A 26,685-nucleotide genomic window follows, 5' to 3' on the forward strand; every position below is an offset into this window, starting at 1 on the left:
CAAGCACATAGCTGTACGAACATTGTGATACAAGAGATCAAGAAAGATGTCATCCTAGTCCCCAGACACTGGGATCCAGAAAACTTCACTTTAAATGAGCACACCAGGTAATAGAAACTGGATTCCAGTGTCAAGCACTGACCATCTACTACTCAAATTACCTGCAAATTGCAATGTTCGTACACCAAAACGCGGTATCTTGTTGTAGATTCCGCTAACAAGCAGCGGAATACCAAATTGTAGAAGTTGCTTTAGCTCTCCTCACTCTCCTTTCAAAGTAGTCTATTCTATAAATTTTTTTGTTAAACTTGATTTTAAGCCACGAACAAAATCTTTAATATCGCAAGGATTTCTTCCTTCCATTTGTACAACTTTAGGAATTAAAGTACCACCTTTTAAACTTATATGCATATTATCATTAATGATCTCACCTTGTCCTGAAGTGAAGGCTTCAAATTCAGCATCAAGTATCTTGATACGTTTATTCTCTACCTTAATGAATGCTTTTGGATAAAATGCTTTAACCTTTCTATAAGCAATTTCACAGGTGTCACTTGCGTAAATTTTATAGTCTTTTACTTTGTCAGCATAGCACGCATCGTTATCGCTCTGTTTTAAGGGAACTTGCTTTTCAATTTCGTTTAGTACTTTCAGCAGTAAATCACTACCTAATTCAGACAATTTATCATACAACGTCTTATAATTATCGCTTTTTTCAATAAGAAATTTTTTCTGTTTTAAAATAGGGCCAGAATCTAATCCTTCATCTAGCTGCATAATGCTAACTCCGGTTTCTTGATCTCCGGCTAAAATTGTGTGCTGTATCGGAGCTGCACCGCGCCACCTAGGCAGCAATGATGGATGAATATTAATACAACCATATTTGGGAATATTTAAAATTTCTTTTGGAAGTATCAATCCATACGCAGCAACAACTGCAACGTCTGGCTTAAAATTTCCAAACTTTTCTTGCTCTATCGAAGATTTTAAAGAGGCAGGAGTACATACCTCTATGTCACTTTTTTCAGCAACGATGTGTACTGGCGATTTTGTTAACCTCTGCCTACGTCCAGAAGGCTTTGGAGCTTTGGTATATACTGCTACTACTTCACTCTGTAATTTCAATAGTAAGTTTAACGCACCAACAGCAAACCCCGGTGACCCCATGAAAATAATTCTCATGTTTTCAGGTGTGTTTGCTTTAGGAATTTTCTGCTAACTTACTACTTACAGTTTCTATTAATTTAGCAAAATCATCCTTATGATTAACAGCCATCTCAGCAAGAATTTTTCTATTCAAATCAACTCCAACAAGTTTAAGACCATGCATAAACCTACCATAAGTAAGTCCATGTTCTCTTGCCGCTGCATTAATACGTATTATCCACAAACCACGAAAATCACGCTTGCGATTTCTTCTGTCTCTATAAGCATACTGTAGTGCTTTTTCAACCCTTTGTAATGCAATTCTATAACAATTCTTTGCCCGTCCTCTATAACCCTTTGCTAATTTTAATACCTTTTTATGACGAGCATGAGTAGCGGTTCCACGCTTTATCCGAGCCATTTTTATCTTACCTCCATTTTATTAAATACCATAAGGCATATAAAGTTTAACTATACGCGAGTCAGATTTATTGAGAATCGTTGTACCGCGTTGATTACGAATATTAGATTTACTTCTTTTTACCATGCCATGTCTCTTACCTGACTGAGTAGAGATGACTTTACCCTTAGCTGTAAGGTGAAAGCGCTTTTTGACAGAAGATTTGGTTTTTAATTTTATTTTCGTCATATTCTAAACAAATTTACAAACATCACTATTTAGTTCTTTATTAGTAATTAAGTATGAGTATAGATAACTTTATTAAAAAATCAAATTAAAATTGTATTTTAAAGCAGCTTGAATGTAATCACACCCAGTATATGTGTTATACCTTCTTTATCTCCAATTGGCAACAATACTTGCCTCATTTTAACACTTTCACTTTCTTCCTCTTCGTTAATTGAGCATTTACTCTCTATTACAGTCTCAAGTTTATCAATAACTGCATCTATTTTATATAACCGCAAAAATGGTGCATCAATTGCATACTTATCATCGATGTACATCTTTTTTTCAAAACCATAGAATTCAATAGCTTTTTCTCCTGCATTTTCACAAATATAACCTCGATCTTTAACTTCAATGATAAAACAATGCTGCCATGACTCCATGATTTCTGCAGTGTCTATTTCATGTCTTTCTGGCCATTCTCTATCTGATCCTTTTATATCACTCCAATGTTGAGTAACTATATTCACTATTCTTCTTTCTTTGCCTGCATAATTTTCCATTCGAAATTCCACATATAAAACACAGATATGAGGTAAATTTATCGTGAATGTATTGATTTTTTCTTACTAAAGGATGTAGATTATTGAAAATTCTCATCCTGTTTACACAACAGGTAATGATAAATTAAGTATAATAATTAGAGCATAAAAATTATTAAATGAGGAAACTGTAAAAAAATAATAAAAAAATTCTATTTTTGCAATATTTTGGCTAACGAATAGAATTAGTTCCACTTTCTAAAGTTATTGCACTTAATAAATAACTAGATGGAGTTTCTTCCTTAGCACTACTATGGCTTTTATTTTTTCTATTATAAAACCAACATTTAAATGGTACAGCTGCTACCAAAGCTACTGTTACTGCTAACATACCTACTGTGAACACTATATTATTTTTCTCGTTTGAAGGTGTTTCCAATAATTTAAACTCTCTCAAGTTTGTATCATGAATCATAGGATTACCCAAAATATTCGTCGTATTTTGAACACTTTCTATATTTCGCATTGTAATTCCATTGCTAGCGTTTGATTTTTTCATTTCTTCCATTACTTGTTTTAAGTTTGGTAGTTCTGCTGTTGTATTTTCAATATCACCAGCTTCCAGCTTTTGCAAGTTCTCATTACTCAAAAACTCTTTGAGATACTTTTCATAAAACTCTTTGGCATTATATCTTTTATAACTTCGTATTTTTCCACTCTTGAGATCAGAAACAATATCATCAATCATCACTTTTGGATTTTCTGCATGCACTATTTCTCCTTCAGCAACAAGAATACGATAAGATGTATCGTCAAGCATACATACATACTTAAGTTTTAAATCACCTCCTCCCAATAGAAAATATATTGTTCTGTTTTGTTCTACATCTCGCAATTCTGATTCAATACTAATCCATCTATTCCTTTTTTCCTTATTGATTGATCTTTTTTTTCCTACAGTATTTTTAAATCTTCTTGACATATATGACCCCCAAGCTGACCAATATTTCCTTATGTATAAAAGATAAATTATTTAAGTCCACATCTTTTCACTAAGATTTTTATATTTTTATTATACTAAATAATACATATATTAATATCTGAATTTCTCATTGCAATTTATTATACCTTAGTAAAAACGATATAAAATTAGAGAAAGAGTTATAAAATTTTTTGTAAGACAGGAAAATTTCTTCTCCTTTGGTTCCAGAGCATATAAGTGCTGTAAGAGCTAAGTTGATGGCACTGTTGTGCCATCAAACTCTGGAATCTTACTCGACACTAATCTGAGAAGATAGATGTGCTACCGATGTAGCATTGCTGAGCAAAGATTCTATTTCTGATGTAGATCCGGAATGCTCAAGTTGAGCTTGTTCAGGAAGGTTTTTCATCGCTTTTTCAACATCGTAGCTACCTTCCCTATTTTTTCTATGCCATACAAAGTATCCTAATCCTGCAAAAGCTACTGCTAGCACTCCACCAAATATACCACCAGCAATCCCTGCTATTCCTATATACTGTCCTCCATTTATTTCGGGTAATTTAGGCCCTTCCACATCTGTGCTATTAAATATAGAATGATCTAACACTTCTTGTGAATTACTATCAAAACGGGAAACACTACTTATATCTTCAAGAGTAATTCCATAACTAGCATTTGATTCTTCTATTTCATTTATTACGTCATTAATCTCTTTAGTAGTTACTTTGCTTGATGCAAAATCGAATTCTTGTTTTGTTAAAGAAGCTGATTCGATAGTTACATCTTCCTGCATCTGATAATCAATTTCTTCAGTAGTAGATTCTCTCAATTGGCTATTTTCATCAGTTCTTTCTTTTAGCTTTTTTGAACTATCCTTACCCAATTCATCTACAAGGTTTTTTAGATATATTTTCTTAAATTCTCTATAATTATATTCTTTACTTTTTTCTATTTCTCCATTCTTAAGACCTAAAATAATTCCATCTATTGTCGATTCACGAATTGCTTGAGGAATGTCTATTGAATTTACTATTCCTGTAACCAAGCCTATCTCAGCTGCTCTAGAAGATATAGAGAGGTCTTTTACTGTTAAATTCTCTCCTTTAATTAAAAATTCTACCCTTCTGTTTTGCTCTATACTTTCCAAGTCAGATACAATTCTAATTGTTGGACCATTCATCTCCTGCTTATTTGTTGTTTCTCTCTTTCGCATCCTATTCTTAGTGTTTTGGAATTTTTTTGGCATTTCACACTCCTTAAATTAATTAACAAAAGTATTATTTGAATTAACAAATACTTCTCTATGTTAATGGATAAAATATTTAAACCTATATCTTTTTATTAAAATTTTTATGTAAAAGTTACTTTTATTATACTAAGTAATATATATATTAATATTTAGATTGATAAATTGATTTTACTTCTGTTACAACTTATTATGCATAGATAACCTCAGTAAAAACGATGAAGCTAAACGAAATTAGAGAAAGATTTATAAAATTTTTTGTAAATAATAATCATGAGCAAGTTCCTTCTTCTCCTTTGATTCCAGAGCATGATCCAACACTCATGTTCACAAATGCTGGTATGGTACAGTTCAAAAACATCTTTACCGGCACGCAAAAAACTGAAATGAAACGTGCCGTCTCAAGTCAAAAGTGTCTCCGAGCAGGTGGTAAACACAATGATCTTGAAAATGTTGGCTATACATCTCGGCATCACACATTTTTTGAAATGCTCGGAAATTTTAGCTTTGGTGATTACTTTAAAGAAACTGCGATAGAATTTGCGTGGAAATTTATTACTGAAGAATTGTCTCTTGATAAAAACAGACTATCCATAACTGTTTACCACACTGATGATGAAGCATATGAAATTTGGCGTAAGATAAGTGGCTTTTCAGATGATAAAATCATAAGAATTACAACAGATGATAACTTTTGGAGCATGGGCAATACTGGTCCATGTGGCCCATGTTCTGAAATCTTTTACGATCATGGAAATTCCGCTTTACATGAAGACGACAGAATTGTTGAAATTTGGAACCTGGTGTTCATGGAATTTAATAAAGATGAAGAAGGTAATTTACAAAAATTACCAAAAAAATGCATCGATACCGGAATGGGCCTTGAAAGAATAGCAGCTGTTATGCAGAACGTTCATGATAACTATGATATTGACCTATTTTCTGCTCTGGTAAGTAAATCGCAAGAGTACTGTGGAAATACGGAAAATAAAGTAGCTCATAAGATTATCGCAGATCACCTTCGTGCAGCTGCATTTCTCATCGCAGAAGGAGTGCTTCCTGGAAATGAAGGAAGAAATTATGTACTACGCAGATTGATCAGGAGAGCAGCACGTTATATCCACCTACTTGGATATAATGATTCTCTATTGAACCTTGTTTTTCCTGCACTCATAGATGGCACAAGTTTGGCTTATATGGGAGATGCTTATCCAGAGCTAATCAGAGTTAAAAGCTTAATAGAAACAACGTTAAAATCAGAGGAAGAAAACTTTAAAGACACTTTAATGAAAGGCATTAATCTCTTGGACAAATTCACTGCAGATTTAAAATCAGGTGACACTCTATCTGGAGAATCAGCATTCAAACTATATGACACTTATGGATTTCCTTTGGATATCACACTTGATATTTTGAAAGAAAGGAAAATAAATTTTGACCAAAAAGGTTTTGATAATGCAATGAAAGAGCAAAAAGAAAGAGCACGTGCTAATTGGACTGGATCTGGTGAAAAATCTGTTGAACAAGTATGGTTTAATTTAATCGATCAGTTTGGCAAAACGGAATTTGTTGGTTATGAACGTGATGAAGTAAAGGATGCAACAGTACTCGCAATAATTTCCTCTAAAAATGAAGTAATTGATTCTGCAAAAGAAGGAGAAAAGATAACTATTATACTTGATAAAACACCTTTTTATGGAGAGTCAGGTGGACAAGTGGGAGATATTGGAAAGTTCCTTCTTGTCATCCCAGTACTTGATACTGGGATCCAGATTCCAGCGTCACGCGCTGGAATGACACCAGATTTAGGCGTAATCATAGTGGAAAATACCAACAAGATTAATGACCTATATTTACACAGATGTATAGTGGAGTCTGGTTCAGTTCGTAAAGGTGATACAGTTACAGCTAGTATTAACAAAAAAAGAAGACAAGACTTAAGAAGAAATCATTCAGCTACACATCTTCTACACTTTGCACTCAGAAAAATCTTAGGTGATCACGTTACTCAAAAAGGTTCTCTAGTCGCACCAAATAGACTAAGATTTGACTTTAGTCACAATAAGCCAGTCACTCAGGATCAGCTGTCTTCAGTAGAAGATATAGTAAACTCTCTAATCAGAGAAAATCTTTCTACGTCCACAAAAGTTCAAGGTATGGATGAGGCAATAGACGAAGGAGCGATGGCCTTATTTGGTGAAAAATATGGTGATAATGTTAGGGTTGTAAAAATTGGAGATTCAAAAGAATTATGTGGTGGTACACACGTGGAGCGTACCGGAGAAATTGGTTTGTTTAAGATAGCAGCAGAATGTTCCGTTGCATCTCGAGTAAGAAGAATTGAAGCTTTAACCGGTCAAGAAGCAATTAATTATGTACGCAATAACGAAATTAGCTTAAAAAAAGTTGCAGAATGCGTAAAAGCACCAGTAAATGAAATAATAAGTCGACTCAGTATTTTAAGCCAAGAGCGCAAAGAATTTGAAACCAAAATAAAAAATCTTTATAAAAAGATTATCAGTGTAGAAAATATAAAAAGTACTGAAATAAATGGAATAAATTTCGTAATCCACACTTTTACTGACGTTCCAGGAAGTATCATAAGGGAATTTGCTCTACAGCAACAAAAACCGAAAACTGTAATAGCCTTCATGGTAACAGAAAAGGATAAAACAGTTTTGATTGTCAAAGTAAGTAAAGATTTAACTAATAAGATCAATGCAAAAGAGCTAGTATCTACTGTAACCAGAAGGGATTGCGGTGGAAATGCCGAACTTGCCCAAACAGGCTGTGATAACAATAAAATAGATGATGCCATTACAGCAATCCATAGCAAAATAACAGCTTGCAAAAACTAATACACCCTACTACCTCGATATCTTTTAACCGTAAACGAAGGTATTATGCAAATAGGGGTAGAGAAGACTTAACTGTCAAATGAGCATATCAGGTAATAAGAACTAGATTACAGCTCCATGCACTGGAATGATATCTAGGTCTAAAGTCTACATAAAAATCGTTTACAATCGGCGTTCAATGTGATAAGTTGAAAGCAGTTTATTCCTCGGTAGCTCAGTGGTAGAGCAGTTGGCTGTTAACCAATTGGTCGCTGGTTCGAATCCGGCCCGGGGAGCACTATTTTATACAATCTGTACATTTCACTTTTAGCCCAAAATTCACTACCTTTTTTTTGTCTCTTAAACAGACAAAACGTGTGAAGTTATATAGTTTTAAAGCCTTTACTGTCAAAATGCAAAGATGTCTGCGCTTCACTTAGCTTGCTATCTGGCTCCTCTCCTATTTTTCTTTTATTACATTTCCTTTTTAATTGAGGAAGGACATTTTTTGGCAATGTTTCATCAATACTGCAATAATTGTAAATGAGCGAAGTAAGACGCACCAAATTTCCACTCGCCAAAGTCTGTACATCTCTGTAATTAATGCTGTTATCATATACTTTAAGTGTAATAAGATTTTTAAGGTTTCCACTTGCTGCTAAAGCCTCTGCACCTTCATTACTGATTTCATTCCATCCTAAACTCAGTAAAATAAGCTTTTGAAGGTTTCCACTTGCTAAAGCTTTTGCCCCCCTATCGCCAATTTTATTATCATATAATTTAAGCTCAGTAAGACTTGTAAGATTTCCACTGGCTAAAGCCTCTACACCTTCATCACCAATTTCGTTTCCTCCTAAATCAAGCGAAGTAAGATTTATAAGATTCCCGCTTGCTAAAATCTTTGCACCTTCTGTACCAACATAACTGCAACTTAGATCAAGTGAAGTAAGATGAGAAAGCTGAGCTAATTTTTTTATAACCTCATAATTAATTTTTGAACATCGTAAAATAAGTCTTGTAATGTTTGTATTGTTTTTTAAAAAGTTTACTAATCTATCAACATTAATTATAGCACCTGATGTTGCTAAAGTATTATCCTTTACATATTGACTATAACTCATTTGACCTCACTATTAAAGCTATGCAAGTGTTTTAGTAAACACTTTAGCAACTGTCAATCACTTTAATAAAATATTTTATGAAAAACTTCATATACCATTGCCTCCAAGCAGCTTTTTCTATCTCTTATTTTAACACAAAAGTTGTGAGAAGAATTTGTTTTTGGTACCATTGAGGGTTTCGATGTTAACTTTTATATGAACTTTAAATCAGTCGTTTTATGTATACTAGATGGCTGGGGTAATGGAATAGAAAATAGTAAATACAATGCTATTAGCAATTCAAATCCACCTTGTTGGCAACATATTAGCTCTAATTATCCAAAGTGCAGTTTATCTGCCTGTGGAACTGATGTTGGATTACCAGAAGGCCAAATAGGCAATTCAGAAGTTGGTCACATGAATATTGGTAGCGGTAGAGTGGTAATGCAAAGCCTTCAGCGTATTAATCAAGCAATCGAAACGATAGAAAATAATGCAAATCTACAGAATTTTATTAATGATCTAAAAAGTAAGAATGGCATATGCCATATAATGGGATTGATATCAGATGGCGGTGTTCATTCGCATCAAAAGCACATTTCATCTTTAGCAAACAAAATATCACAGCGCGGAATTAAAGTTGTAATACACGCATTTTTAGATGGCAGAGACACACTGCCAAATTCAGGGAAAAGATGCATTCAAGAATTTACAGAAAGCATAAAGGAAAATGATATAAGAATCTCCACTATCTCTGGGCGTTATTATGCTATGGACCGTGATAATAGGTGGGAAAGAACAATTGAAGCTTATGAAGCCATCGCATTTGCAAAGGCGCCTCGTTATGATGATGCAGTATCGCTTATTGATGAAAATTACCAAAATAATATAACCGATGAATTTATCAGGCCCGCAATAATAGGAGATTATCAAGGTATAAAACCAGAAGATGGATTGCTATTGGCTAACTTTCGTGCTGATCGAATGATACAATTGGCAAGTATTTTGCTAGGCAAAACAGATTACGCTAAGGTAGCAAAATTTTCTTCAATTTTAAGTATGATGCAATATAAAGCGGACTTAAAAATCCCTTATCTCTTTCCTCCTGAATCTTTTGCCAACACTTTGGGACAGATAATAGAAGACAATAAATTACGGCAACTGCGCATTGCTGAAACTGAGAAATACGCGCATGTGACTTTCTTTTTTAATTGTGGAAGAGAAGAACCTTTTTCTGGTGAAGAAAGAATACTCATTCCTTCACCAAAAGTTAAAACTTATGACCTGCAGCCTGAAATGTCAGCCTTTGAGCTCACAGAAGAGCTTGTAAAAAAAATTTATTCTCAAGAATTTGCGCTGATAGTTGTAAACTACGCTAACCCTGATATGGTGGGACACACAGGTAATATAAAAGCAGCCGAGCAAGCTGTGCTCGCTGTAGATGATTGCCTTGCAAAAGTACTCAGCGTTGTCAAAGAAGTGGGTAATACTGCACTCATTGTTACAGCAGACCATGGTAATGTGGAATGTATGTTCGATGAAGAAAATAACACACCTCACACAGCGCACACTCTAAATAAAGTTCCATTTATTATATCTTGTGAAAATTTAAAACTGAGAGATGGAAAATTATCTGATATTGCTCCTACTATTTTACAGCTACTTGGACTCAAAAAGCCAAATGAAATGACAGGTAGTTCGTTGATTGTATAATTTTTCGTATTACTCTCTATTCACAACTGTTGTAGTTTGAGACACCGGAAGGGTGCTATTCAAACAGCCCCTTGTCGTTTAGGTAGCCCATTCGGTGTCATCTCAGTGCTTGACACTGGCTTCTTGATTCCTGGATTCCAGCGGGCTTTGTTGCACCACTCAAGGAAAGAACAGGCAGTTACTGATGGAATTTGTTATAAAATAGATATTTAGCCGACAAAGGAAAAATATGCCAATAAGAATGAAAGTCAGTAACTGCAATGAATATAACAAATTTCTTCAAGAAAGGGGAAATGTTTTTCATTATATCAACGATGCCATTGAAAATTGGTACGAAAATAGTCCAAAAGTAGCAGGTGGCAACAATGTCTACAGCGACAAAGTAGTGATTCTAATTCACATAATAACCTATCTATTCAGGATTGGTCTTAGGCAAACAGTGGGATTTATAGAGAAATATCTTGAGCAAATAGGGAAAATTTTGCAAATTATCAGCTATTCGCAGGCTTCAAGAAGGTTTAAAAAGCTTAATATCAAAATCAACGACTGCAGAGTTGATAAGAACGATATGGAAGATATTGAAATTGCTATAGATAGTACAGGTATCAGCATCTACAATAATATTCCAGGCCATAGTAAGGCAAATGGTACAGATAGAAAGTATCGCCGCTATGAGCAAACAAGATGTAATGCTAGAGATAGGTAGTAAAAAAGTTATAGCTGCAAAATACAGTAGTGGAGTTTATTCCGACCACTATGGAGCCTGTGATCTTATTGAAAGAGTGGATACCAAGTATAACATAAGCACGATATATGCAGATAGATCGAAAGAAGTTATACAAACTGTGCGATGAGCTTGACATAAAGACAAGGATTCCTCCGCAAAATAATGCAGTAGAGCATCCAAAGTTGGATTATATGAATGAGAGAAATTCTACAATCAAGCTCATAAAGTCATATGATGAAGATGGTATGAAGAGGTGGAAAAAAGAGATAAATTATTGGAAGAGATCTTATATAGAAAGTTTTTTCTCGCGACTGAAGCAAATATTTGGATTTAGTTTTAGGAATAAATCTGAGATTAATCGTGAGAAGGAACTGCTACTCAAGTGTTATTTGCTTAACAAATTTACTGAAATAGGCATGGCTAAGTTTGATATAGCTTCATGAATTTATTATACATTACCCACTATCCGAAGAGCTGTGCAACAAAGCCCACTGGAATCCAGAAATTTTTTGAGAACAAAAGTTATGCTAAGTTTTTGTTGGTAAGAAAGGCTGGTGTCTGGGCACTGGGATGACAGTAGTGTGAGATGGGGCTACTTGGATCTAATTTGCTATTCACAATCCAATTATTAACTTGTTTAAAACAAATATTGAATTTTTATTTTAATTATATAATAATTAAATATATCATTTAAGATTAAAGATGAGATTATGACAAGTGATCAATTACTAGCAGAAGTACTGAGTATAATTAACGATAAGACAGATTTAAATGAAGATAATATAATTCAGGAAATACAAGAAGAACTAGAGAAACAGAATCAAGATCTACATGAAGAGTGGAAGAAAGTTAAATTTGATGTAAATCATTTATTTAGTCAAGAACTTACATTGTTGCACGTAGCTGCTAGAGGTGGCTTTGAAAACGTAGCAAAAGTCCTGGTAGCAGGAGGAGCTGATGTTAATAAGAAAGATAGTAAGCGCGAGAAGATTCCTTTACATTTAGCTGCTGAAAATGGTCATGTTGAAGTAGTAGAATTTTTCTTAAATAAAGGAATAAGTGTTAATGTAATGGATAAAGAGGGCAATACCCCTTTGCATTATGCTGCAGATAATGGAAGTAGAAAAACAATATCAATTCTAATAAGAAAAAATGCAGATCCTTGGTTAAAGAATTTTCATGGTAAAACTCCAGTGAATATTTATGCATTCAAGCATCCTAATGGCTCTGGATACTTAATGCAGCTGAAAAAAGCGAAAATTCAAGGTTATATCGTTTTTGGCTCAATGTTGTTGTTAGGTGCTGCTATGGCAACATCAATTGTTGCGGTTAATTTAATTGTACCTGATGTGCCTGTATTAAAGGTGTTATTGTGTGTAAGTATTTTGTATGCATTTGCATCTATAGCTAAATATATTACGTACAAAGCGGCTGAATTGGATGCTAAAAATGAGATTAAAAACGAGCAAGATTCAAACATAATAAATATTGAAGAAGTGAGTGATGAAAAAAAATCGGTTAATAAAGCAACGCGCTCAAAAAAATTAAATGATCTTGTTTGTGCAATAAAAGGCTCTTCTAGAATAGAGATAGTTGATCCAGACAAGCAGAAAAAAGTAACACTTGATGATGTTATTGTTTCAGAGGAAGTAAGAAAAGAGTTAAAAATGATTTGTGGTCATATATCAGAGAAGAAGAAGAAAGCTCTTGAAATGCTAAGTTGCAAAATGCCAACAGGCTATATTTTATACGGTCCACCTGGAAATGGTAAAACTCTTATTGCTCGTGCAATTGCATGTGAAGCTAGTGCTAAATTTATTAGCGTTTCTGGATCTGAATGTATGCAAAAATATGCTGGACACAGCGCGCATTACATAAAAGATCTTTTTGCAAAAGCGAGAGAAAATGCTCCTTGCATAGTCTTTATAGATGAAATAGATGCTGTTTGTACAAAACGTAGTAATAGTGGACGAAGTGATGAAGAACACAACCGAATTGTAAATCAGTTTTTATGCGAGCTTGATGGTTTTAATCCTATAGAAGGCGTGACAATCATTGCTGCAACTAATCGTCTAGAAAGTTTAGATGAAGCAGTAATTAGATCAGGTCGCCTCTCTAAACATATTGAAATTCTTTTACCAGATAAAAGCCTACGTGAAAAAATATTGGGTCTTTATACGGAAAAAGTGCCAATGGCACCAGATGTAAATCTAGCAAAACTTGCAGAAGAAACTAATGGTTTTTCAGGAGCTGATCTAGAAAATTTGGTAAATGAAGCAAAACTTCATGCTGTAGATCAGATTTGCGAAGAAGAGTCAGAAGATGAAGACCTAAAAGTGACAGTGAACATGGATGATTTCAATAATGTACTTAAAGATCTTAAATCTAAAAAGGTTGAGGTTAAGAATGAGAACGAGGCAGTGAATGATTTTATAGAGTTTTGTAAAAATATTTCAAAATGTACAAGTTCGAGCAAAGATTCTTCTTACTTAGCTACATAGAAAACATATGGATCTCCTTATTGTAAAGCAGGAAAGTGATTCAGCAAATGTAAATGCAAAAGTAGAGATAGAGTACAAAAAAAGCAGGTAAAATTTAGTTGTGTTAGATAGATTTTGACTTTCTGCCCTTTTTCTTACCGTTTATCGCAAATCTCCCTAACGTTTATATCTCTCTTACAGATTCATTCAAACTTAATTAAGTGGGAGTATTGTTAATGCGAAAAGGGTTTAATTAAAATGGTATGGCGTGTGAGGAAGACATACATCAATTGGTAGAAAGTGGATTTGATATTAACTCAAAAGATGTAAGCGGAGTCACTCTCTTGCATAAGTTTACAAAAGAAGGCGATTTAGTTGGAGTAAAATCATTATTAGAGCACGAAGCTGACTTTAATGTTGTGGACAATGAAAATAGAAATCCACTGCATTATGCTATTATGCATGGACACAAAAAAATTGCTAAACTTCTTGTTAATCAATTGACAATTAATTCTAGAGATAAAAATGGATTTACTCCACTTCACCTTGCTACACTACAAGATGACACAGAATTAATGGATTTTTTAATAACAAAAGGCGCAAAAATTAATGAAAAAGATGCTGAGGAAGGCTATACTCCTCTTCACATAGCTTCATTATACGGTTCTAAAAAGAGCGTCCAGATTTTAATTGATAGCGGAGCAAATCTTGAATGTGAAGATAACAACTTTCGTACTCCTTTATTTTTGACCATTTATCAATGTACTACACATTATGAAAGTAGAGCAGAGATTATAGAATATCTGATAAAGAAAGGTGCAAACATAGAAGCAAAAGATGCAGAAAATAATACTACGCTTTTTCTAGCAGCATATAACAACAAAATGCAACTGGTAAAGCTTATTGTAAAGCAAGCAAAAGCTAAGTTAAAAGAGTTTATTTGCACAAAAAATAAACATGGTTTTGATGCACTGGATTGCGCTATTAAGCATAATAATAGGCAAATGGTAACATTTCTTGTTTCAAAGGGAATAGAAGCAGATGACCAAGATTGTAGCGGTAACACCAGGTTACATAAAGCTAGCTATAATGGTGATACTAAAGCAGTTAAGTTCTTATTGGAGCTTAAGGTAAACGTTAATGCCGTCACTAGATGCAACAGAACTCCTCTGCTACTTGCAGCTAAAAAAGGCCATGTAGAAATTGTAAGAATGTTGTTAGCAGTAAAAGCCAATATGAATATTTGTGATCAACAAGGTTTTACACCTCTGCATCTTACTATTCAAAAGGATTATTTTGATATAGCTCAGCTATTAATAGAAAAAGGGGCAATTAATTGTAGTAATGATTATACTGCAATAGATATGTTTATTGACAAGGCTCATAGCAAAAAAAATATTGAAGAAAATTACAAAAAATTTTGTAGGTTTTTGATGCTTTACTTGAAAGAGCTACATAGTAAACACAAAGCCTTTTGTGTACTTTCAATCCTAGCTCTAAGCTTAACAATTATAGGTTTACCATTTATTTTCAAGCCTATTATTAAATATAGAGAAAGAAGTAAAATATATAAAAAAATTAGGGCTATGCTGATTTATATTTAAGTATAACAGGAGAACTAAGCTAATATATGACATTATCTGCTCGATAAAAATGGAATTAAATGTATCCGTTTAGCAGAGTGGCAAAATAAAATAGACAAAACCATAAAAATAAATGGTGTCATGCAATTTGAGCTTCGGCATAGATCCCACATAAATTTTTTGGTACATATTTTTTCAACATTAATTTCGTATTCCATTCAAAGAATATTAATATTGGCATATAAGTATGAATATTATGCTAATATAATTACTTTTTAGGTATACATGGCAAATTTATGCCTGGAAACAGTTTTTCCTACACTTTCTTTATAAAAATCACAGGCGCCTGTTATTAGCTAAAGTAAAGGTCAAGTATCTGGAATTCTGGACATAAAATCCTCCTGTATAAAAAGATTAGAAAAAAATGCAGCGCACATATGACAGACCGCTGAAAAAGATACGCTACGTTTTTTATTGAAAAGTTAACTGAAAGTCTGCAGACAAAGATAGATTTTGAGCTCTTAAAATATCTCTAATTGTCATTATAATCAGATTCAAAATATGCGGAAGTAATTTTTTTTGACAATAGATTTCTTGCATAACCAAGTGTCATTCCAGCTGGGATCCAACTAAACACTTTACAACGTTTTTTGCGCGAAAAGGCTGGATGCCAGTGTCAGCTACTTGCATGACATCGTCTTGGATGAAAATCAGTACGTGATGCACCAAAAATTGTGCATCAAAAGGGTGTCATTTGAGTAACTTTTTTGTTGTCGTGCCAGTGTCAGCTACTTTCATGACACCTATTTGTTCCTATGATAGTCTTATCTGTCTATCTTATTTTGCTACTCTGCTGAACAGATACGTTTTTTTTACCTTTTTTATTCTGTAAATTTTTTAGTATTTGTATGTTTAACATAAGAACTACACAAGACTACAAATGGTGAATCAGCATTACCTTAAAGAGAGTACCCATATTTTCAGTTAACCTTAAAAATTCACTGAAGATCTTATTCTTCTGTTCATTACTTGCATTTTCCATTAAAGCTTGCGCTCTTTCCTTTATACCAAACAAATATAAAAATTCTCTTTGAGTTAAAATCTCACAATTTAAGTATTTTAATGAATCTTTTAACGCTTGAAAGTTTACAAGTGCAGTAATATCACTGTTACCAATATTTTCAAGAAAATTAGCATACTGATGCTGCCTTATCGATTGCAAAGTGCTCTTATATTCAGGATATACATAACCATAATCTATAATCAGGGCAGCTCCTCCGTTATTGACTATCTTATTCTCAAGTTTCTTTAATATTTCGATTCCGGCTAGGCATACTTCCACTACTGCACCATTGAAACCCCCTGTCATTCCAGTCTGGAATCCAGTTTTTGGTCTGGTTAAGCACTGGAGTGACAATGAAAGACTGCCATCATCTTGTTTTATTACTCTATTTTCATACCACTGCCCATCACGATAAATAAATTGGTCAATTGGAAGGGCGTCAAATAACTCATTTGCAAAAAAAATAGTTGGCTGATTTGGTAAGTTGTCGACATCTGTGTGCCAATTAATATCTAATCCCTTTAATTTTTCCTTTTGTATTTTCTGTAAAATAGGGCTTATCTCAACTAGATGAATGTCCATTGAGCTAAAAAAACAGCTATATTTTTTGGTGACTCTTATTACATCATGAATGAGTGTTCCTTTACCTGGTCCAAGTTCAACTAGAGAAAATTTTGATGGCTTTCCTAATTTTTCCCATGTATTCATTATCCACACTGCAATTGTTTCACCAAATAGCTGACTAATTTCAGGTGCAGTAATGAAGTCACCATCTTTGCCAAGTGGTAATTTATTCATGTAATAGCCGTACTCTTTATGATATAGAGCAGCGTTCATAAAATCACTGATAGATATTGATCCTTGGCTTTTATCAATTAATTCGTGTATATAAGTGAGCATATTATTAATAAACATTTAACTATAGCGTGCCATACTATAAAATAGTGGAGTATTTATATATATAATATAAGTTTAAAAACATATGAGTAGTATTCCTTTGGTTATGGACAATCAAGATACGGATTATGTTACCCTTATACCTCAAGATGATGGTATTGAATATAAATTTAAAGAAGCTATCAATTTTGTAGAAAATAAGGTTGTAAGTGCTGATGGATTAACTTTAGCGGAGGTATTTCAAGCATTGGTTCAAATGTTGAATGGTGATCTAGAGTTAGTAAAAAAAGTGTTAGCATATACTAATATTATGGTAAAGCATGGAATGAGGGTAGCAAAAGAGTCACAGCTAAGCAGAGCCGATGTTCGTCGAGCTTTAGAAGGCAAAGAAAGTGTGTTTAATAGGCAAGATTTTATCAAAAAACCACCTCTTGTATCTTCTATAAAATCGGTTAAAAAGAAAAGTAGAGGTCTTTAAATGGTTGAGTCTATAAAAAAATTTACTGTACAGTGTGATTTCAAAGGACAGAATGCACCTTTTGCAGTATATATAGGAAATCCAAAGGGTGATACTCATCCAATTCACCATCAAGATTCATGGCTTGCAAAGGAGCGTGGAGGAAACATTCCTAATAAAGTTAAAGAAAGTTTGCAAAAATTATACAAGCTGTCTCAAGAAAACGGGATCTCTTTTCCAGAATTATGCGCATATGCCATTACTATAGTTAGTAATAATGATAAAAAAAGTGACGGTAAGTAGTTAGATTCTCAATATTTCATTTATAGAAGTTTTTGATCTCGTCTTCTCGTCCACTTTTTTTACTATAACTGCGCAATAGGTTGAAATGTTGTTTTTAGGTGGAGTAGATCCTGGTACAACTACAGAGTAAGGTGGTACTTCACCATAAAATATCTTGCTTGTTTCTCTGTCAATAATTTTTGTTGATGCTCCAATAAACACCCCCATACTAAGGACTGATCCTTCTCTTATTATAACACCTTCGGCTACCTCACTGCGCGCTCCAATGAAGCAATTATCTTCTATAATGACTGGAGAAGCTTGAATGGGCTCAAGAACTCCGCCTATTCCCACTCCACCGGAAATATGGCAATTTTTTCCTATTTGTGCACAACTACCAACTGTTGACCAAGTGTCTATTATTGTGCCAGAATCAATGTATGCACCAACGTTGATAAAGCTTGGCATTAGAACAACATTTTTACCTATGTAAGCAGATTGGCGGACAAAACATCCAGGAACTGCTCTAATTTTTGAATGGTAAAATTTTTCTTCATTCCATTCACTAAACTTACTACCGATTTTGTCAAACCAGCAATTGGTGTTGTCTATTATTTTGCTTTCCTCAGTGAGGAAATGTAATAATATTGACTGCTTTATCCACTTATGTACTATCCATTCTCCACTTGATAGCTTTTCTGCTACTCTAATTTTACCACTGTCAAGTAACTCAATTACCTCTTTGATTATTAATCTTGCTTCGTGTTTTAGATTATAGTCGTTAAGTTTTTCTTTATCTTTCCAAATATTTTCTATCTCATCTTGTAATTTTTTAGTTGCAAATTTTTCATTTATTATATACATATTGATATCAAATTTATATTATTTTATACGTAAGCACTATGAAAATACAATGTCATAATTGTACTAAAACTTACTTAGTATCTCGTGGGCAAATAGGTGAATCTGGAAGAAAAGTGAAATGTACAAACTGCAATCACATGTGGCATGAGTATCTAAAAGAAATGTCAAGTGAATTGTGCCCTGCTGGTATACAAGAAAAAAAAGCTAACTGGAGGCAAAGTTTAACTCTAGCTTTTGCAACAGTTGCAGGGTTATGCGTTATAATTGTTGGTGGTATCTTTCCAGGAGAGGTAAGTAAGATATATAAAGCAGTTAGTTCATATAAAGATTCAATAAGCCATAAATTAGGATACAAAAAAGTGCAAACGGAAAATTCAAGTGCGAGAGAACTTGTTGTAAATGAGTTTTATCAAGATTACCTTTTTCTATCTAATTTTAGATCTAATTAAATAGGCATAAGTCATCAATGTTATGCAAATAACTACACTTATTCCTTTATGATAGTGTCATTCCAATTTCAGCTACTTTCATGACGCCCTATGGTTGTTATTACATCGTTTACTATAGATTTGTTTCAGAAGCTTACATCCAGAAAACTTGTATAGATTTTTTCTACTTCTGTGATATTATAAGCCTGTGATGATAAAATAAGTGGATATGGATAAGTCAGCGTATGAAATCATAGAGCATGAGTATGATGTGGTGATAGTGGGTGCAGGTGGAGCAGGGCTTAGAGCAACACTTGGAATGGCTGCAACTAATTTTTCAGTTGCCTGTATTTCTAAGATTTTCCCTACACGGAGTCATACAGTTGCAGCACAAGGCGGAATTAGTGCAGCCTTGAGCAACATTGCTGAAGATGATTGGCGCTGGCATGCGTATGACACAATAAAAGGTTCAGACTGGCTTGGCGATCAAGATGCAATAGAGTATATGTGTAAAAATGCTGCCAAAGCTGTGATTGAACTTGAAAATTTTGGTGTACCCTTTTCTCGTACGGAAGATGGAAAAATATATCAGCGTGCCTTTGGTGGAATGACAACTCACTTTGGTAAAGGAAAATCGGCTCAGCGTACTTGTGCAGCAGCAGATAAAACTGGGCATGCAATTCTTCATACTCTATATCAGCAATGTCTTAAATTTAACGCTGAATTTTTTGTCGAATATTTTGTAATCGATTTGATTATGGACAAAGGGACATGCTGTGGGGTGATAGCTTGGTCGCTGTGTGATGGTACGTTGCATAGATTTCGTGCACATTTTGTGGTAATAGCAACAGGTGGTTATGGACGTGTTTATTTTTCTGCAACAAGTGCACACACCTGCACAGGTGATGGTAATGGCATGGTGGTAAGAGCTGGGTTGCCACTTGAAGATATGGAGTTTGTGCAATTTCATCCAACAGGAATATATGGCTCAGGGTGCTTGATGACGGAAGGATGCCGCGGTGAAGGTGGGTACCTCGTTAATTCTCAGGGTGAGAAGTTTATGGAACGTTATGCGCCAAAGGCAAAAGATTTGGCTTCTCGTGATGTAGTAAGTCGAGCAATGACAATTGAAATTAGAGAGGGAAGGGGAGTTGGGCCAAAGAAAGATCACATGTACTTGAATATATCGCATCTTGATCCGGAAGTGATCAAACTCAGATTGCCAGGTATTAGTGAAACAGCAAAAACCTTTGCAGGAGTTGATGTTACTAAAGATCCGATACCTGTTATTCCAACTGTTCACTACAACATGGGCGGTATTCCGACCAACTATCATGGGGAAGTGATCACGTTGCAAAAAGGTAAAGAAGAAGTGGTAGAAGGATTATTTGCAATAGGAGAGGCAGCATGTGTTTCTGTACATGGTGCAAATCGACTTGGCTCTAACTCGCTTCTTGATCTTGTGGTTTTTGGTAGAGCTGCCGCGCTTAGGGCAAAAGAAAAATTGAAACCTGATACACCACATAAAAAATTGCATTCAGACTGCACAGACTGGATAGTAGATAGATTTAATAAAATGAGATTTGCTTCCGGAGAGTTCAAAGTAGCAAAAATACGAAGTGAAATGCAGCACACTATGCAGAAATATGCATCGGTATTCCGTGTTGCTGAAGTTTTAGAGGAAGGTAAAAAAGCTATAAAAGAAGTAGCAAAAATGATGCCTAACATTGCAGTTGAAGATCGTAGTATGATATGGAATAGTGATTTGGTTGAAGCTCTGGAGCTTGCCAATATGATTCCACAAGCAGTTATTACCATGGAATGCGCAGCTAATCGCGAGGAAAGCAGGGGTGCTCATGCTCGTGAAGATTTCCCTGAACGTGATGATAAAAACTGGATGAAGCATACTATAGCATGGCTTAAAGAAGAGAAAAGCCAAGTTAGTGTAGAAATTGACTATAAAAAAGTTGCTGAAAAAACTCTGAGCGATGAGATTGATTTCATCGCCCCGGAAAAGAGAATTTATTAGTTAACCCATCTGGTTTATTTATAAATTGACGTAGTATTGATACATAGCTCATTTGAGTAGCTGGGCTTTCTGTATGCTCCGATTGATTTGACGATCTTTGTACTTCTTGCTCTGCTGAGTTGTTAGCTAAATTTTGTTGTTCAGTAATATTTTCAGGTTGTTTTGCAGCTAGGTGATCATCTTTACGGCTTTGCTTATCGTTGGTTAATTCCTTAACAGACTTCCTAATGCCGCTAAGTCCCAAAGTGAATATCAGACAGACCACTCCTGTTATAGCTATGATGGGTAACGCTGCTCCAATTGCAATTTGTCCTTGAAAGCAAGAAAGTGTTACCATTGTAATAATAGTAGTTGCTACTGTGATTGCTAACAATACACTAGCTCTCCTGCCCGGATCAATGCATTTCCATACAACAGATGCTCCTTTTTTTACACCAGAACCTAGCTTTTTAATGCCTGATTGACATTTTTTCGAAGCAGTTCCACAGTGGTATTTTTCCTCAAGCTTCTCTTTTAGTTCTTTAGCTTTCTCCTGTGCTTTCTGTGGAGTGCTTGAACAATCTTTTAGATCTCGTAAAGTTAAATAGTACTTTTTAGTATGGAGTTCTGGATCTTCTAACCATAAAGAATCAGGGTTAGCACCGTTTTGTAATAATGCTGCACAAAACTTTGTTGTATTATCATAATTAGTTGCTAAATCAAAAATTGTTTCTTGCGATAGGTATTCGATACTTTTTTTTTCTGCTTTTTTCTTTAGTGCTAATTCTAGAGGTGTATTTCCTTGCCTGTTAGTTGCTTTTATAGCTTCATCTAATTTATCTTCAGATATTTTTCTTTCTTTTACTAAGGCTGATATTAATTTCAAGCATGTAACTTTTTGCTTCCCTCTCAGCAAGGCAATATGGTGTAAAGCATTATTGCCATTTGCATCTTTAAGGTTAATATCTGCTCCTTTTTTCAATAATTCCTTAAAAGATTTTTCATCTTTATCTTTAATTGCTAAATGTAGTTGATAATTATCATTACTATCTGGAGTATTTATGGTATGGGCTATAACTTCTTCAACTTTTGTTTTTATTTCTGGTTTTCGCTCAGCCAATTTCTCTAAAAATTTAAGATAGTATTCATTTTGCTTTTTAGATAATTTTTCTAAATCCTCTGTAGGTAAGCTTAGCTTGGCTCCATACTTTAACAATTTTGCAAGAAACTTAAGTGTGTTATCGTTATCTTGGATTGTGTGAGAATCATGTTTCCCTTTTATTATCTTGTTAATTAGTGCTACCTGAAAAGGAGTCTTTCCTTCTTGATTTTCACTATCAACAAGTTGTACTAAATTTTTCTCGTTAGCTATTTTTATCAAGGTATCTAGAAACTTAAGCTTTTGTTTCTTTTTGAGCGATGCAATAAGGTGTAAAATATTATTTCCTTTTTCATCTGTTATGCCACTGATATTTGTGCAATCTTTTAGGTATTTTCTAAATTTCCTGTTGTTTCCATTTTGGATTGCATTTAGTAATTGAACGTCATTATCAGAATCCGATATTCCGTTTATTCCATCTTCAAAATCGCTATCAGAATCTGATATTCCGTTTATTTCATCTTCAAAATCGCTACCGTAGCCACTGTCTTGTTCGCTGTACCTACTAAAACAACTTTTAGTGACTTCAGAAATTACTTGTTTTTTTGTTTCATTTGATATTCTTTTCGATCGTTCTATTACTTCACCTAGCACTGGAAGGAAACATTGGACATAATATCTGTGATATTTTTCCTGTTCTCTAAGCGATTCTTCTAATTTAGTTAATACTTCAGGACTAGCGCCTTCCTTAAATAACCTTTTACATTCCTTGAGTGTTCCATCTCGACTTCTTGGTTTTTCATGCTTATGTTTTTCTTTTTTTACCTTTCTCTCTATAATATTATACAATTGCTTGTCTTTTTTATCTTGTTTTTCATTTTTGTTTATACATTTGTCTAGTTTATTTGCATTACTAACTAATACACTTGAATCTATACTCATATTAAAACCTCAATATTAAAAGCTATTTGGCGTTAACGAATTGTATTAAACTTTTAAATTGAGCTAGATGTTATCGAAATATAGGTGAAAAGGCAGAAAACTAGTTTCTATTAGAAAATCTATTGTCATAGTCAAATCCCCACTTTAGCACTTGTCTACTATTTTAACTATTTTATCTTAAAAAATAATAAATGTGGCTAAACTGTGAAACGTGAATGCTGCTAAAAGAGATAAACAAATATTTTTATAGATCTTTCAAACTTGATTTTTCTTCTAATTTTTTAAGCATTCCTTTACTTAGTATTGATTTTATCTCTTCTACGCTTTTATCAAGATTATCATTAATTATTACGTAATCATATTTATTACTTTTACTTATCTCTTTTTGCGCTTCGGCTAATCTACGCTCTATTTCAATTTCATCATCACTATTACGCCTTTGTAGACGCAGTCTAAGCTCTTCCATTGAGGGAGGTAGTATAAAAACACTTACAACTTTTTCTCTTAAGATTTCAAACAAATGAAATGCTCCTTGCCAATCTATATTCAGTAAAACACTTATTCCACTGCTCAGGTTTTGTTCTATAAAATCTTTTGGTATACCGTAAAAATTCTCAAAAACTTTGGCATATTCAAGCATTTGACCAGCCTTACATAGTTCGTGAAACTTTTCTTCAGTAACGAAAAAATAGTCTTTTCCGTTTACTTCACCGGGACGAGGTTTGCGTGTAGTCATAGAAACAGACATAACTAAATCAGTTGATTGCTCAAGTAATTTTTCTGATATAGTAGTTTTTCCAGCTCCAGAAGGAGAGGATAGAATCAGTAGTATGCCCTCATTTTTTACGGTCATTTTTCTTTATTTAACAAGTACATTATAGAGCTTTTTTAAGACTTTGTATTTTTTAAATCAAAGTTTAAAAGACTAGAGCCCTCTAAATTAGAATTTGATAAATTGGCATCAATAAGAGAGGAATTATCAAAGAAAGTATAACGTAAATCGGCTTTTTCAAGATTTGCCTTATTCAAATTAACGTTTACAAACTTTGCTCTGCTTAATATTGAATTAGAAAAAATAGCATTTTCTAAATTCATATCTTTAAACTCAAAGTAAGAATAATTTACATCAAATTTTTCACCCTGCGATATTTTCTCTTGCAGATCTTTAATTGAAGTTATAGCACTCTCTAGACCTGTAATTTTGCTCTGTCCCTGATTGTCAATCATAATTGAATTATCAAATTTGCAATCTGTTAAATGAATATCAGCAATTGAACTTTTATATATGCTTGAAGAGAGGAAAGAGACATCACTCACTGTTGAATTATTCAAATTGCTAAGAAAAAAACTAGTCTTTCTAAAGGCATTATCATAAAACACGGAGGATTTGAAATCACTTTCAATAAAGTTTGAATTAGTGACTTTTGACTTAGACCAGCTCGAATTATCAGCTAATAATTTGAAGAATATTGAATTTTCTATCTCACTCGAATCCATATTATGGTGGGAAAGAGTACTATTATAAATTTGAGAGTCTTTAATTTTTGTCTTATAAATTGAAGTTCTAGAAAGATCTGAATCTTCTATTTTTGCAGAGGTAAACAATGAATGATCAAAGAACGAACCACTCATGTCAGAATTCACAACTTTAGTATTATGAAACTTTCCATGACAAATGTTAGCGTTATAGGTATTAACTTTATACAATTCACTAAAACTAAAATCAATATTAGATAAATCAGCATCCTGAAGGTCTGCTTCGAAAACATATGCATGTTTTATCTTAGAACCATTTAGTATAGATTTAATGAAGTTTGAATTATCCCCTTTCACATAGGAAATTTGTGAATTGCTTAAATTGGCTTTTTCGAAATTACTGTTGACTATAATGGAAGAATTAAAATAGGCGTTTGAAAGATTGCTACCTGTAAAATCCGATTTTTTTATTTCTGCACCATATATGTTAGCATTTTTTAATGAAGAAAATTGTACCTTGAGCTTATGTGCATCCACTCCAAAGAAACTTGCGTTGTCGAAATTATTTTTCTGCATAACAGTGTCGTTTATTTCACTATCACTAAAATTGATGTAGCTGGCACTTGAGTTTGATAAATTGGAGAAATTCATTTTTACATTCAAAAACTTGGTATGCAAACCAATTATATTACGCATACTTACTTTGTTGAGATTAGAATTGATAAAATCAGCATAACTGATATTAGACTGATCAAATATGATATCTGTTAAATTTGTAGAAGCAAATTTTGAAAAACTTAAATTTGTGCCTTTTATTTTAACGCCATGTAAATTAGCATTGGAAAAATTGGCACCACGTAAATCAACATCGATAAAAGACACATCTGATAAATCGGTGTTAGAAAAATCGGCACCAATTAAACTTACTCCATCAAAAATAGATTTGCTTAAATACAATTGACTAAAATTAGCACCATTTAAATTAGGACCAAAACCTTTCTTAAAATCTTGTGGTATGCTGGCTTTATTACACTGTACTAAAAATTTAGCAAAATCTTTTGTATTGTAAGATACGTATTTTACATCATGCAGAGCGCTTAAAAAATCATTGATTGCATCATCTCCATAGCATAAATGACCAACTAAAATTAATATCAAAAGTCTAATTATCTTTTGCATCACACGTGTTTTCTTTTGTTTTTATAGCAAAGTTATACATCTCTGAGTTTTCTTGATTGTTTATTTCTTTATCCTCTAAAAGGTATGGCATCATTTCGGCAATTGCGTTTATTATGTTGATCTGATTCCTTTCGATTGCTATTTCAATAGGGGACTTAAAATTATTATCAACTACTCTAGGATCAGCACCTTGTAATAAGAGAAAGCGAACTGTGTCTATTTGACCTTGTTTCACTGCATAAATTAGAGGAGTATCACCCAATTTATTTCTAAATCTTAGTATTTCTTGAATTGTTAATCCAATTTTTTCTAGCTTATTTATTACTCCTCTTAGACAAATTAAGTTGCCCTTCTTGATGCAGTAAAAAAATTGCTTACTGTAATCATCAGTAAATATAGTTTTAGGAAGGTGCTCATTTAGGCTATCATATTGTCTTTTATATATAGACTTGCTTTTATGTTTTTTTATTTCTTTGTTTAGCTTTGTCCATTTTTCGCTTTTTTCATTTTTTTTGTTCACAGGTGTTATATTGTCAGGCTGTTCTTCTTTCTTTTTCTCTGTTAATTGGCTTGTTGAAAGTTCGGTGTCTTTTTTGCTAATCTCCTCTTCAGGCTGTAGGTTTGTTTGATTATTGTGACTGATTTTCTTCTCTTCAGGTTCTTCTTTTTTTTCTTCTGATAAAGGGCTTGTTAGAGCTTTGGTATCTTTTATATTAGTCTCCTCTTCAGACTGTAGGTTTGTTTGATTACTTGAAGGTACTTCTTCATTGATTACATTTGTTGGGTCTGTGATTTCTTTGAGTTCGCTCAGAAGCGGAGAAGTTTTTTCAGCATCAGTGTTGCTTTTCGATACGTCTTCTTGATTTATACTGCTTTCATTTTTATTTTCTTCAGGCTGTTCTGCAGCAAGCAGGTTAGATATAACAATTAATAGTATGAAGAATGCTTTATATTTCATAAACATTGCAAATATAGGCTTAATTAAAATGATACTATAATCAAATGA

At 33.6% G+C, this 26,685-nt stretch carries 24 protein-coding genes, 1 tRNA gene and 1 pseudogene; 13 read left to right on the forward strand and 13 right to left on the reverse strand.

Annotated features, from left to right (window positions below):
* Positions 1 to 6: 6 nt before the first annotated feature.
* A pseudogene (locus AB3210_RS01695) lies at positions 7 to 139 on the forward strand (WPE palindromic element domain-containing protein); the annotation flags it as partial.
* A gap of 143 nt (positions 140 to 282) precedes the next feature.
* Here AB3210_RS01695 and fmt read toward each other — a convergent pair.
* The 6 genes from fmt to AB3210_RS01725 form a co-directional block, all read right to left on the reverse strand.
* On the reverse strand, positions 283 to 1,182 hold the full coding sequence (fmt, locus tag AB3210_RS01700) for a methionyl-tRNA formyltransferase (protein ID WP_096097199.1): 900 nt from the start codon (positions 1,180 to 1,182) through the stop codon (positions 283 to 285).
* 19 nt (positions 1,183 to 1,201) lie between these two features.
* Positions 1,202 to 1,567, reverse strand: coding sequence for a 50S ribosomal protein L20 (rplT, locus tag AB3210_RS01705; RefSeq protein WP_007302081.1), 366 nt, complete (start codon positions 1,565 to 1,567; stop codon positions 1,202 to 1,204).
* A 21-nt stretch (positions 1,568 to 1,588) separates the two neighbouring features.
* On the reverse strand, positions 1,589 to 1,795 hold the full coding sequence (gene rpmI / locus AB3210_RS01710) for a 50S ribosomal protein L35 (RefSeq protein WP_006013548.1): 207 nt from the start codon (positions 1,793 to 1,795) through the stop codon (positions 1,589 to 1,591).
* Between the two features lie 98 nt (positions 1,796 to 1,893).
* Complete coding sequence (locus AB3210_RS01715; RefSeq protein WP_007302082.1) at positions 1,894 to 2,337, reverse strand: PAS domain-containing protein; 444 nt, start codon at positions 2,335 to 2,337, stop codon at positions 1,894 to 1,896.
* A gap of 211 nt (positions 2,338 to 2,548) precedes the next feature.
* On the reverse strand, positions 2,549 to 3,298 hold the full coding sequence (locus AB3210_RS01720) for a hypothetical protein (protein ID WP_007302083.1): 750 nt from the start codon (positions 3,296 to 3,298) through the stop codon (positions 2,549 to 2,551).
* 289 nt (positions 3,299 to 3,587) lie between these two features.
* Entirely contained in the window at positions 3,588 to 4,544 is a 957-nt protein-coding gene (locus tag AB3210_RS01725) for a hypothetical protein (protein ID WP_052264870.1), read from the reverse strand.
* Between the two features lie 218 nt (positions 4,545 to 4,762).
* On the opposite strand from AB3210_RS01725, the gene alaS reads away from it, so the two are divergent.
* Both alaS and AB3210_RS01735 read left to right on the forward strand, forming a co-directional pair.
* The gene (gene alaS / locus AB3210_RS01730) at positions 4,763 to 7,402 is read left to right on the forward strand and encodes an alanine--tRNA ligase (protein WP_096097200.1); all 2,640 of its coding nucleotides are present in this window, start codon (positions 4,763 to 4,765) and stop codon (positions 7,400 to 7,402) included.
* A gap of 203 nt (positions 7,403 to 7,605) precedes the next feature.
* Positions 7,606 to 7,677: transfer RNA gene (locus AB3210_RS01735), tRNA-Asn, on the forward strand.
* An 87-nt stretch (positions 7,678 to 7,764) separates the two neighbouring features.
* On the opposite strand, the gene AB3210_RS01740 is transcribed toward AB3210_RS01735, so the two are convergent.
* Positions 7,765 to 8,502 (reverse strand): hypothetical protein, encoded by a 738-nt coding sequence (locus AB3210_RS01740; RefSeq protein ID WP_052264782.1) that lies wholly within the window; start codon positions 8,500 to 8,502, stop codon positions 7,765 to 7,767.
* A gap of 195 nt (positions 8,503 to 8,697) precedes the next feature.
* Between AB3210_RS01740 and gpmI the strand changes: the two genes are divergently transcribed.
* The 6 genes from gpmI to AB3210_RS01770 all read left to right on the forward strand — a co-directional run bounded on the left by gpmI (position 8,698) and on the right by AB3210_RS01770 (position 15,005).
* Entirely contained in the window at positions 8,698 to 10,194 is a 1,497-nt protein-coding gene (gene gpmI, locus AB3210_RS01745) for a 2,3-bisphosphoglycerate-independent phosphoglycerate mutase (RefSeq protein ID WP_052264783.1), read from the forward strand.
* Between the two features lie 229 nt (positions 10,195 to 10,423).
* Complete coding sequence (locus AB3210_RS01750; RefSeq protein WP_019236989.1) at positions 10,424 to 10,900, forward strand: transposase; 477 nt, start codon at positions 10,424 to 10,426, stop codon at positions 10,898 to 10,900.
* Positions 10,866 to 11,048 carry a hypothetical protein gene (locus AB3210_RS01755; protein ID WP_038227351.1) on the forward strand — a complete coding sequence of 61 codons (183 nt, stop codon included), beginning with the start codon at positions 10,866 to 10,868 and terminating at the stop codon, positions 11,046 to 11,048. Before AB3210_RS01750 ends, AB3210_RS01755 begins: the two co-directional genes overlap by 35 nt.
* Positions 11,008 to 11,364: a transposase gene (locus tag AB3210_RS01760; RefSeq protein WP_007301972.1), complete on the forward strand. Its 357-nt coding sequence runs from the start codon at positions 11,008 to 11,010 to the stop codon at positions 11,362 to 11,364. Before AB3210_RS01755 ends, AB3210_RS01760 begins: the two co-directional genes overlap by 41 nt.
* A gap of 267 nt (positions 11,365 to 11,631) precedes the next feature.
* On the forward strand, positions 11,632 to 13,422 hold the full coding sequence (locus AB3210_RS01765; protein ID WP_096097183.1) for an AAA family ATPase: 1,791 nt from the start codon (positions 11,632 to 11,634) through the stop codon (positions 13,420 to 13,422).
* Between the two features lie 242 nt (positions 13,423 to 13,664).
* Positions 13,665 to 15,005 carry an ankyrin repeat domain-containing protein gene (locus tag AB3210_RS01770; RefSeq protein WP_010406927.1) on the forward strand — a complete coding sequence of 447 codons (1,341 nt, stop codon included), beginning with the start codon at positions 13,665 to 13,667 and terminating at the stop codon, positions 15,003 to 15,005.
* Positions 15,006 to 15,918: 913 nt separating this feature from the next.
* On the opposite strand, the gene AB3210_RS01775 is transcribed toward AB3210_RS01770, so the two are convergent.
* On the reverse strand, positions 15,919 to 16,947 hold the full coding sequence (locus AB3210_RS01775; RefSeq protein WP_026097238.1) for a class I SAM-dependent methyltransferase: 1,029 nt from the start codon (positions 16,945 to 16,947) through the stop codon (positions 15,919 to 15,921).
* Between the two features lie 82 nt (positions 16,948 to 17,029).
* Between AB3210_RS01775 and AB3210_RS01780 the strand changes: the two genes are divergently transcribed.
* Positions 17,030 to 17,422, forward strand: a complete 393-nt coding sequence (locus tag AB3210_RS01780) for a hypothetical protein (protein WP_007302103.1) — start codon at positions 17,030 to 17,032, stop codon at positions 17,420 to 17,422.
* The gene (locus AB3210_RS01785; RefSeq protein WP_052264858.1) at positions 17,423 to 17,704 is read left to right on the forward strand and encodes a DUF2610 domain-containing protein; all 282 of its coding nucleotides are present in this window, start codon (positions 17,423 to 17,425) and stop codon (positions 17,702 to 17,704) included.
* On the opposite strand, the gene dapD is transcribed toward AB3210_RS01785, so the two are convergent.
* Positions 17,705 to 18,547: a 2,3,4,5-tetrahydropyridine-2,6-dicarboxylate N-succinyltransferase gene (gene dapD, locus AB3210_RS01790; RefSeq protein WP_052264857.1), complete on the reverse strand. Its 843-nt coding sequence runs from the start codon at positions 18,545 to 18,547 to the stop codon at positions 17,705 to 17,707. It lies immediately after the preceding gene.
* 38 nt (positions 18,548 to 18,585) lie between these two features.
* Here dapD and AB3210_RS01795 point away from each other — a divergent pair, with 38 nt between their 5' ends.
* Together AB3210_RS01795 and sdhA are read left to right on the forward strand one after the other, a co-directional pair.
* On the forward strand, positions 18,586 to 18,996 hold the full coding sequence (locus tag AB3210_RS01795) for a zinc-ribbon domain-containing protein (protein WP_007302100.1): 411 nt from the start codon (positions 18,586 to 18,588) through the stop codon (positions 18,994 to 18,996).
* A 208-nt stretch (positions 18,997 to 19,204) separates the two neighbouring features.
* A complete protein-coding gene (gene sdhA / locus AB3210_RS01800; RefSeq protein ID WP_012481881.1) occupies positions 19,205 to 21,004 on the forward strand; it encodes a succinate dehydrogenase flavoprotein subunit in 1,800 nt (599 codons plus the stop codon).
* On the opposite strand, the gene AB3210_RS01805 is transcribed toward sdhA, so the two are convergent.
* From AB3210_RS01805 to AB3210_RS01820, 4 genes are all read right to left on the reverse strand, one after another.
* A complete protein-coding gene (locus tag AB3210_RS01805; protein WP_007302098.1) occupies positions 20,976 to 23,024 on the reverse strand; it encodes an ankyrin repeat domain-containing protein in 2,049 nt (682 codons plus the stop codon). The two genes, sdhA and AB3210_RS01805, sit on opposite strands and share 29 nt — an antisense overlap.
* A gap of 244 nt (positions 23,025 to 23,268) precedes the next feature.
* Positions 23,269 to 23,877, reverse strand: a complete 609-nt coding sequence (gene gmk / locus AB3210_RS01810) for a guanylate kinase (protein ID WP_007302097.1) — start codon at positions 23,875 to 23,877, stop codon at positions 23,269 to 23,271.
* Between the two features lie 35 nt (positions 23,878 to 23,912).
* A complete protein-coding gene (locus AB3210_RS01815; RefSeq protein WP_052264952.1) occupies positions 23,913 to 25,679 on the reverse strand; it encodes a pentapeptide repeat-containing protein in 1,767 nt (588 codons plus the stop codon).
* Positions 25,663 to 26,637, reverse strand: a complete 975-nt coding sequence (locus AB3210_RS01820; protein ID WP_052264951.1) for an ankyrin repeat domain-containing protein — start codon at positions 26,635 to 26,637, stop codon at positions 25,663 to 25,665. Before AB3210_RS01820 ends, AB3210_RS01815 begins: the two co-directional genes overlap by 17 nt.
* Positions 26,638 to 26,685 lie beyond the last annotated feature (48 nt).

It is taken from the genome of Wolbachia endosymbiont (group B) of Scrobipalpa ocellatella (assembly GCF_964188425.1).
GTDB lineage: Bacteria > Pseudomonadota > Alphaproteobacteria > Rickettsiales > Anaplasmataceae > Wolbachia.

Coding starts and splice junctions, on each gene's coding strand:
- AB3210_RS01755 (WP_038227351.1), top strand. CDS start 10,866: ATGAGCAAACAAGATGTAATGCTAGAGATAGGTAGTAAAAAAGTTATA.
- gmk (WP_007302097.1), bottom strand. CDS start 23,877: ATGACCGTAAAAAATGAGGGCATACTACTGATTCTATCCTCTCCTTCT.
- AB3210_RS01775 (WP_026097238.1), bottom strand. CDS start 16,947: ATGCTCACTTATATACACGAATTAATTGATAAAAGCCAAGGATCAATA.
- fmt (WP_096097199.1), bottom strand. CDS start 1,182: ATGAGAATTATTTTCATGGGGTCACCGGGGTTTGCTGTTGGTGCGTTA.
- sdhA (WP_012481881.1), top strand. CDS start 19,205: ATGGATAAGTCAGCGTATGAAATCATAGAGCATGAGTATGATGTGGTG.
- AB3210_RS01815 (WP_052264952.1), bottom strand. CDS start 25,679: ATGCAAAAGATAATTAGACTTTTGATATTAATTTTAGTTGGTCATTTA.
- AB3210_RS01770 (WP_010406927.1), top strand. CDS start 13,665: ATGGCGTGTGAGGAAGACATACATCAATTGGTAGAAAGTGGATTTGAT.
- AB3210_RS01760 (WP_007301972.1), top strand. CDS start 11,008: ATGCAGATAGATCGAAAGAAGTTATACAAACTGTGCGATGAGCTTGAC.
- gpmI (WP_052264783.1), top strand. CDS start 8,698: ATGAACTTTAAATCAGTCGTTTTATGTATACTAGATGGCTGGGGTAAT.
- AB3210_RS01750 (WP_019236989.1), top strand. CDS start 10,424: ATGCCAATAAGAATGAAAGTCAGTAACTGCAATGAATATAACAAATTT.
- rpmI (WP_006013548.1), bottom strand. CDS start 1,795: ATGACGAAAATAAAATTAAAAACCAAATCTTCTGTCAAAAAGCGCTTT.
- AB3210_RS01785 (WP_052264858.1), top strand. CDS start 17,423: ATGGTTGAGTCTATAAAAAAATTTACTGTACAGTGTGATTTCAAAGGA.
- AB3210_RS01795 (WP_007302100.1), top strand. CDS start 18,586: ATGAAAATACAATGTCATAATTGTACTAAAACTTACTTAGTATCTCGT.
- AB3210_RS01725 (WP_052264870.1), bottom strand. CDS start 4,544: ATGCCAAAAAAATTCCAAAACACTAAGAATAGGATGCGAAAGAGAGAA.
- AB3210_RS01820 (WP_052264951.1), bottom strand. CDS start 26,637: ATGAAATATAAAGCATTCTTCATACTATTAATTGTTATATCTAACCTG.
- AB3210_RS01780 (WP_007302103.1), top strand. CDS start 17,030: ATGAGTAGTATTCCTTTGGTTATGGACAATCAAGATACGGATTATGTT.
- dapD (WP_052264857.1), bottom strand. CDS start 18,547: ATGTATATAATAAATGAAAAATTTGCAACTAAAAAATTACAAGATGAG.
- AB3210_RS01765 (WP_096097183.1), top strand. CDS start 11,632: ATGACAAGTGATCAATTACTAGCAGAAGTACTGAGTATAATTAACGAT.
- AB3210_RS01715 (WP_007302082.1), bottom strand. CDS start 2,337: ATGGAAAATTATGCAGGCAAAGAAAGAAGAATAGTGAATATAGTTACT.
- AB3210_RS01720 (WP_007302083.1), bottom strand. CDS start 3,298: ATGTCAAGAAGATTTAAAAATACTGTAGGAAAAAAAAGATCAATCAAT.
- alaS (WP_096097200.1), top strand. CDS start 4,763: ATGAAGCTAAACGAAATTAGAGAAAGATTTATAAAATTTTTTGTAAAT.
- AB3210_RS01805 (WP_007302098.1), bottom strand. CDS start 23,024: ATGAGTATAGATTCAAGTGTATTAGTTAGTAATGCAAATAAACTAGAC.
- AB3210_RS01740 (WP_052264782.1), bottom strand. CDS start 8,502: ATGAGTTATAGTCAATATGTAAAGGATAATACTTTAGCAACATCAGGT.
- rplT (WP_007302081.1), bottom strand. CDS start 1,567: ATGGCTCGGATAAAGCGTGGAACCGCTACTCATGCTCGTCATAAAAAG.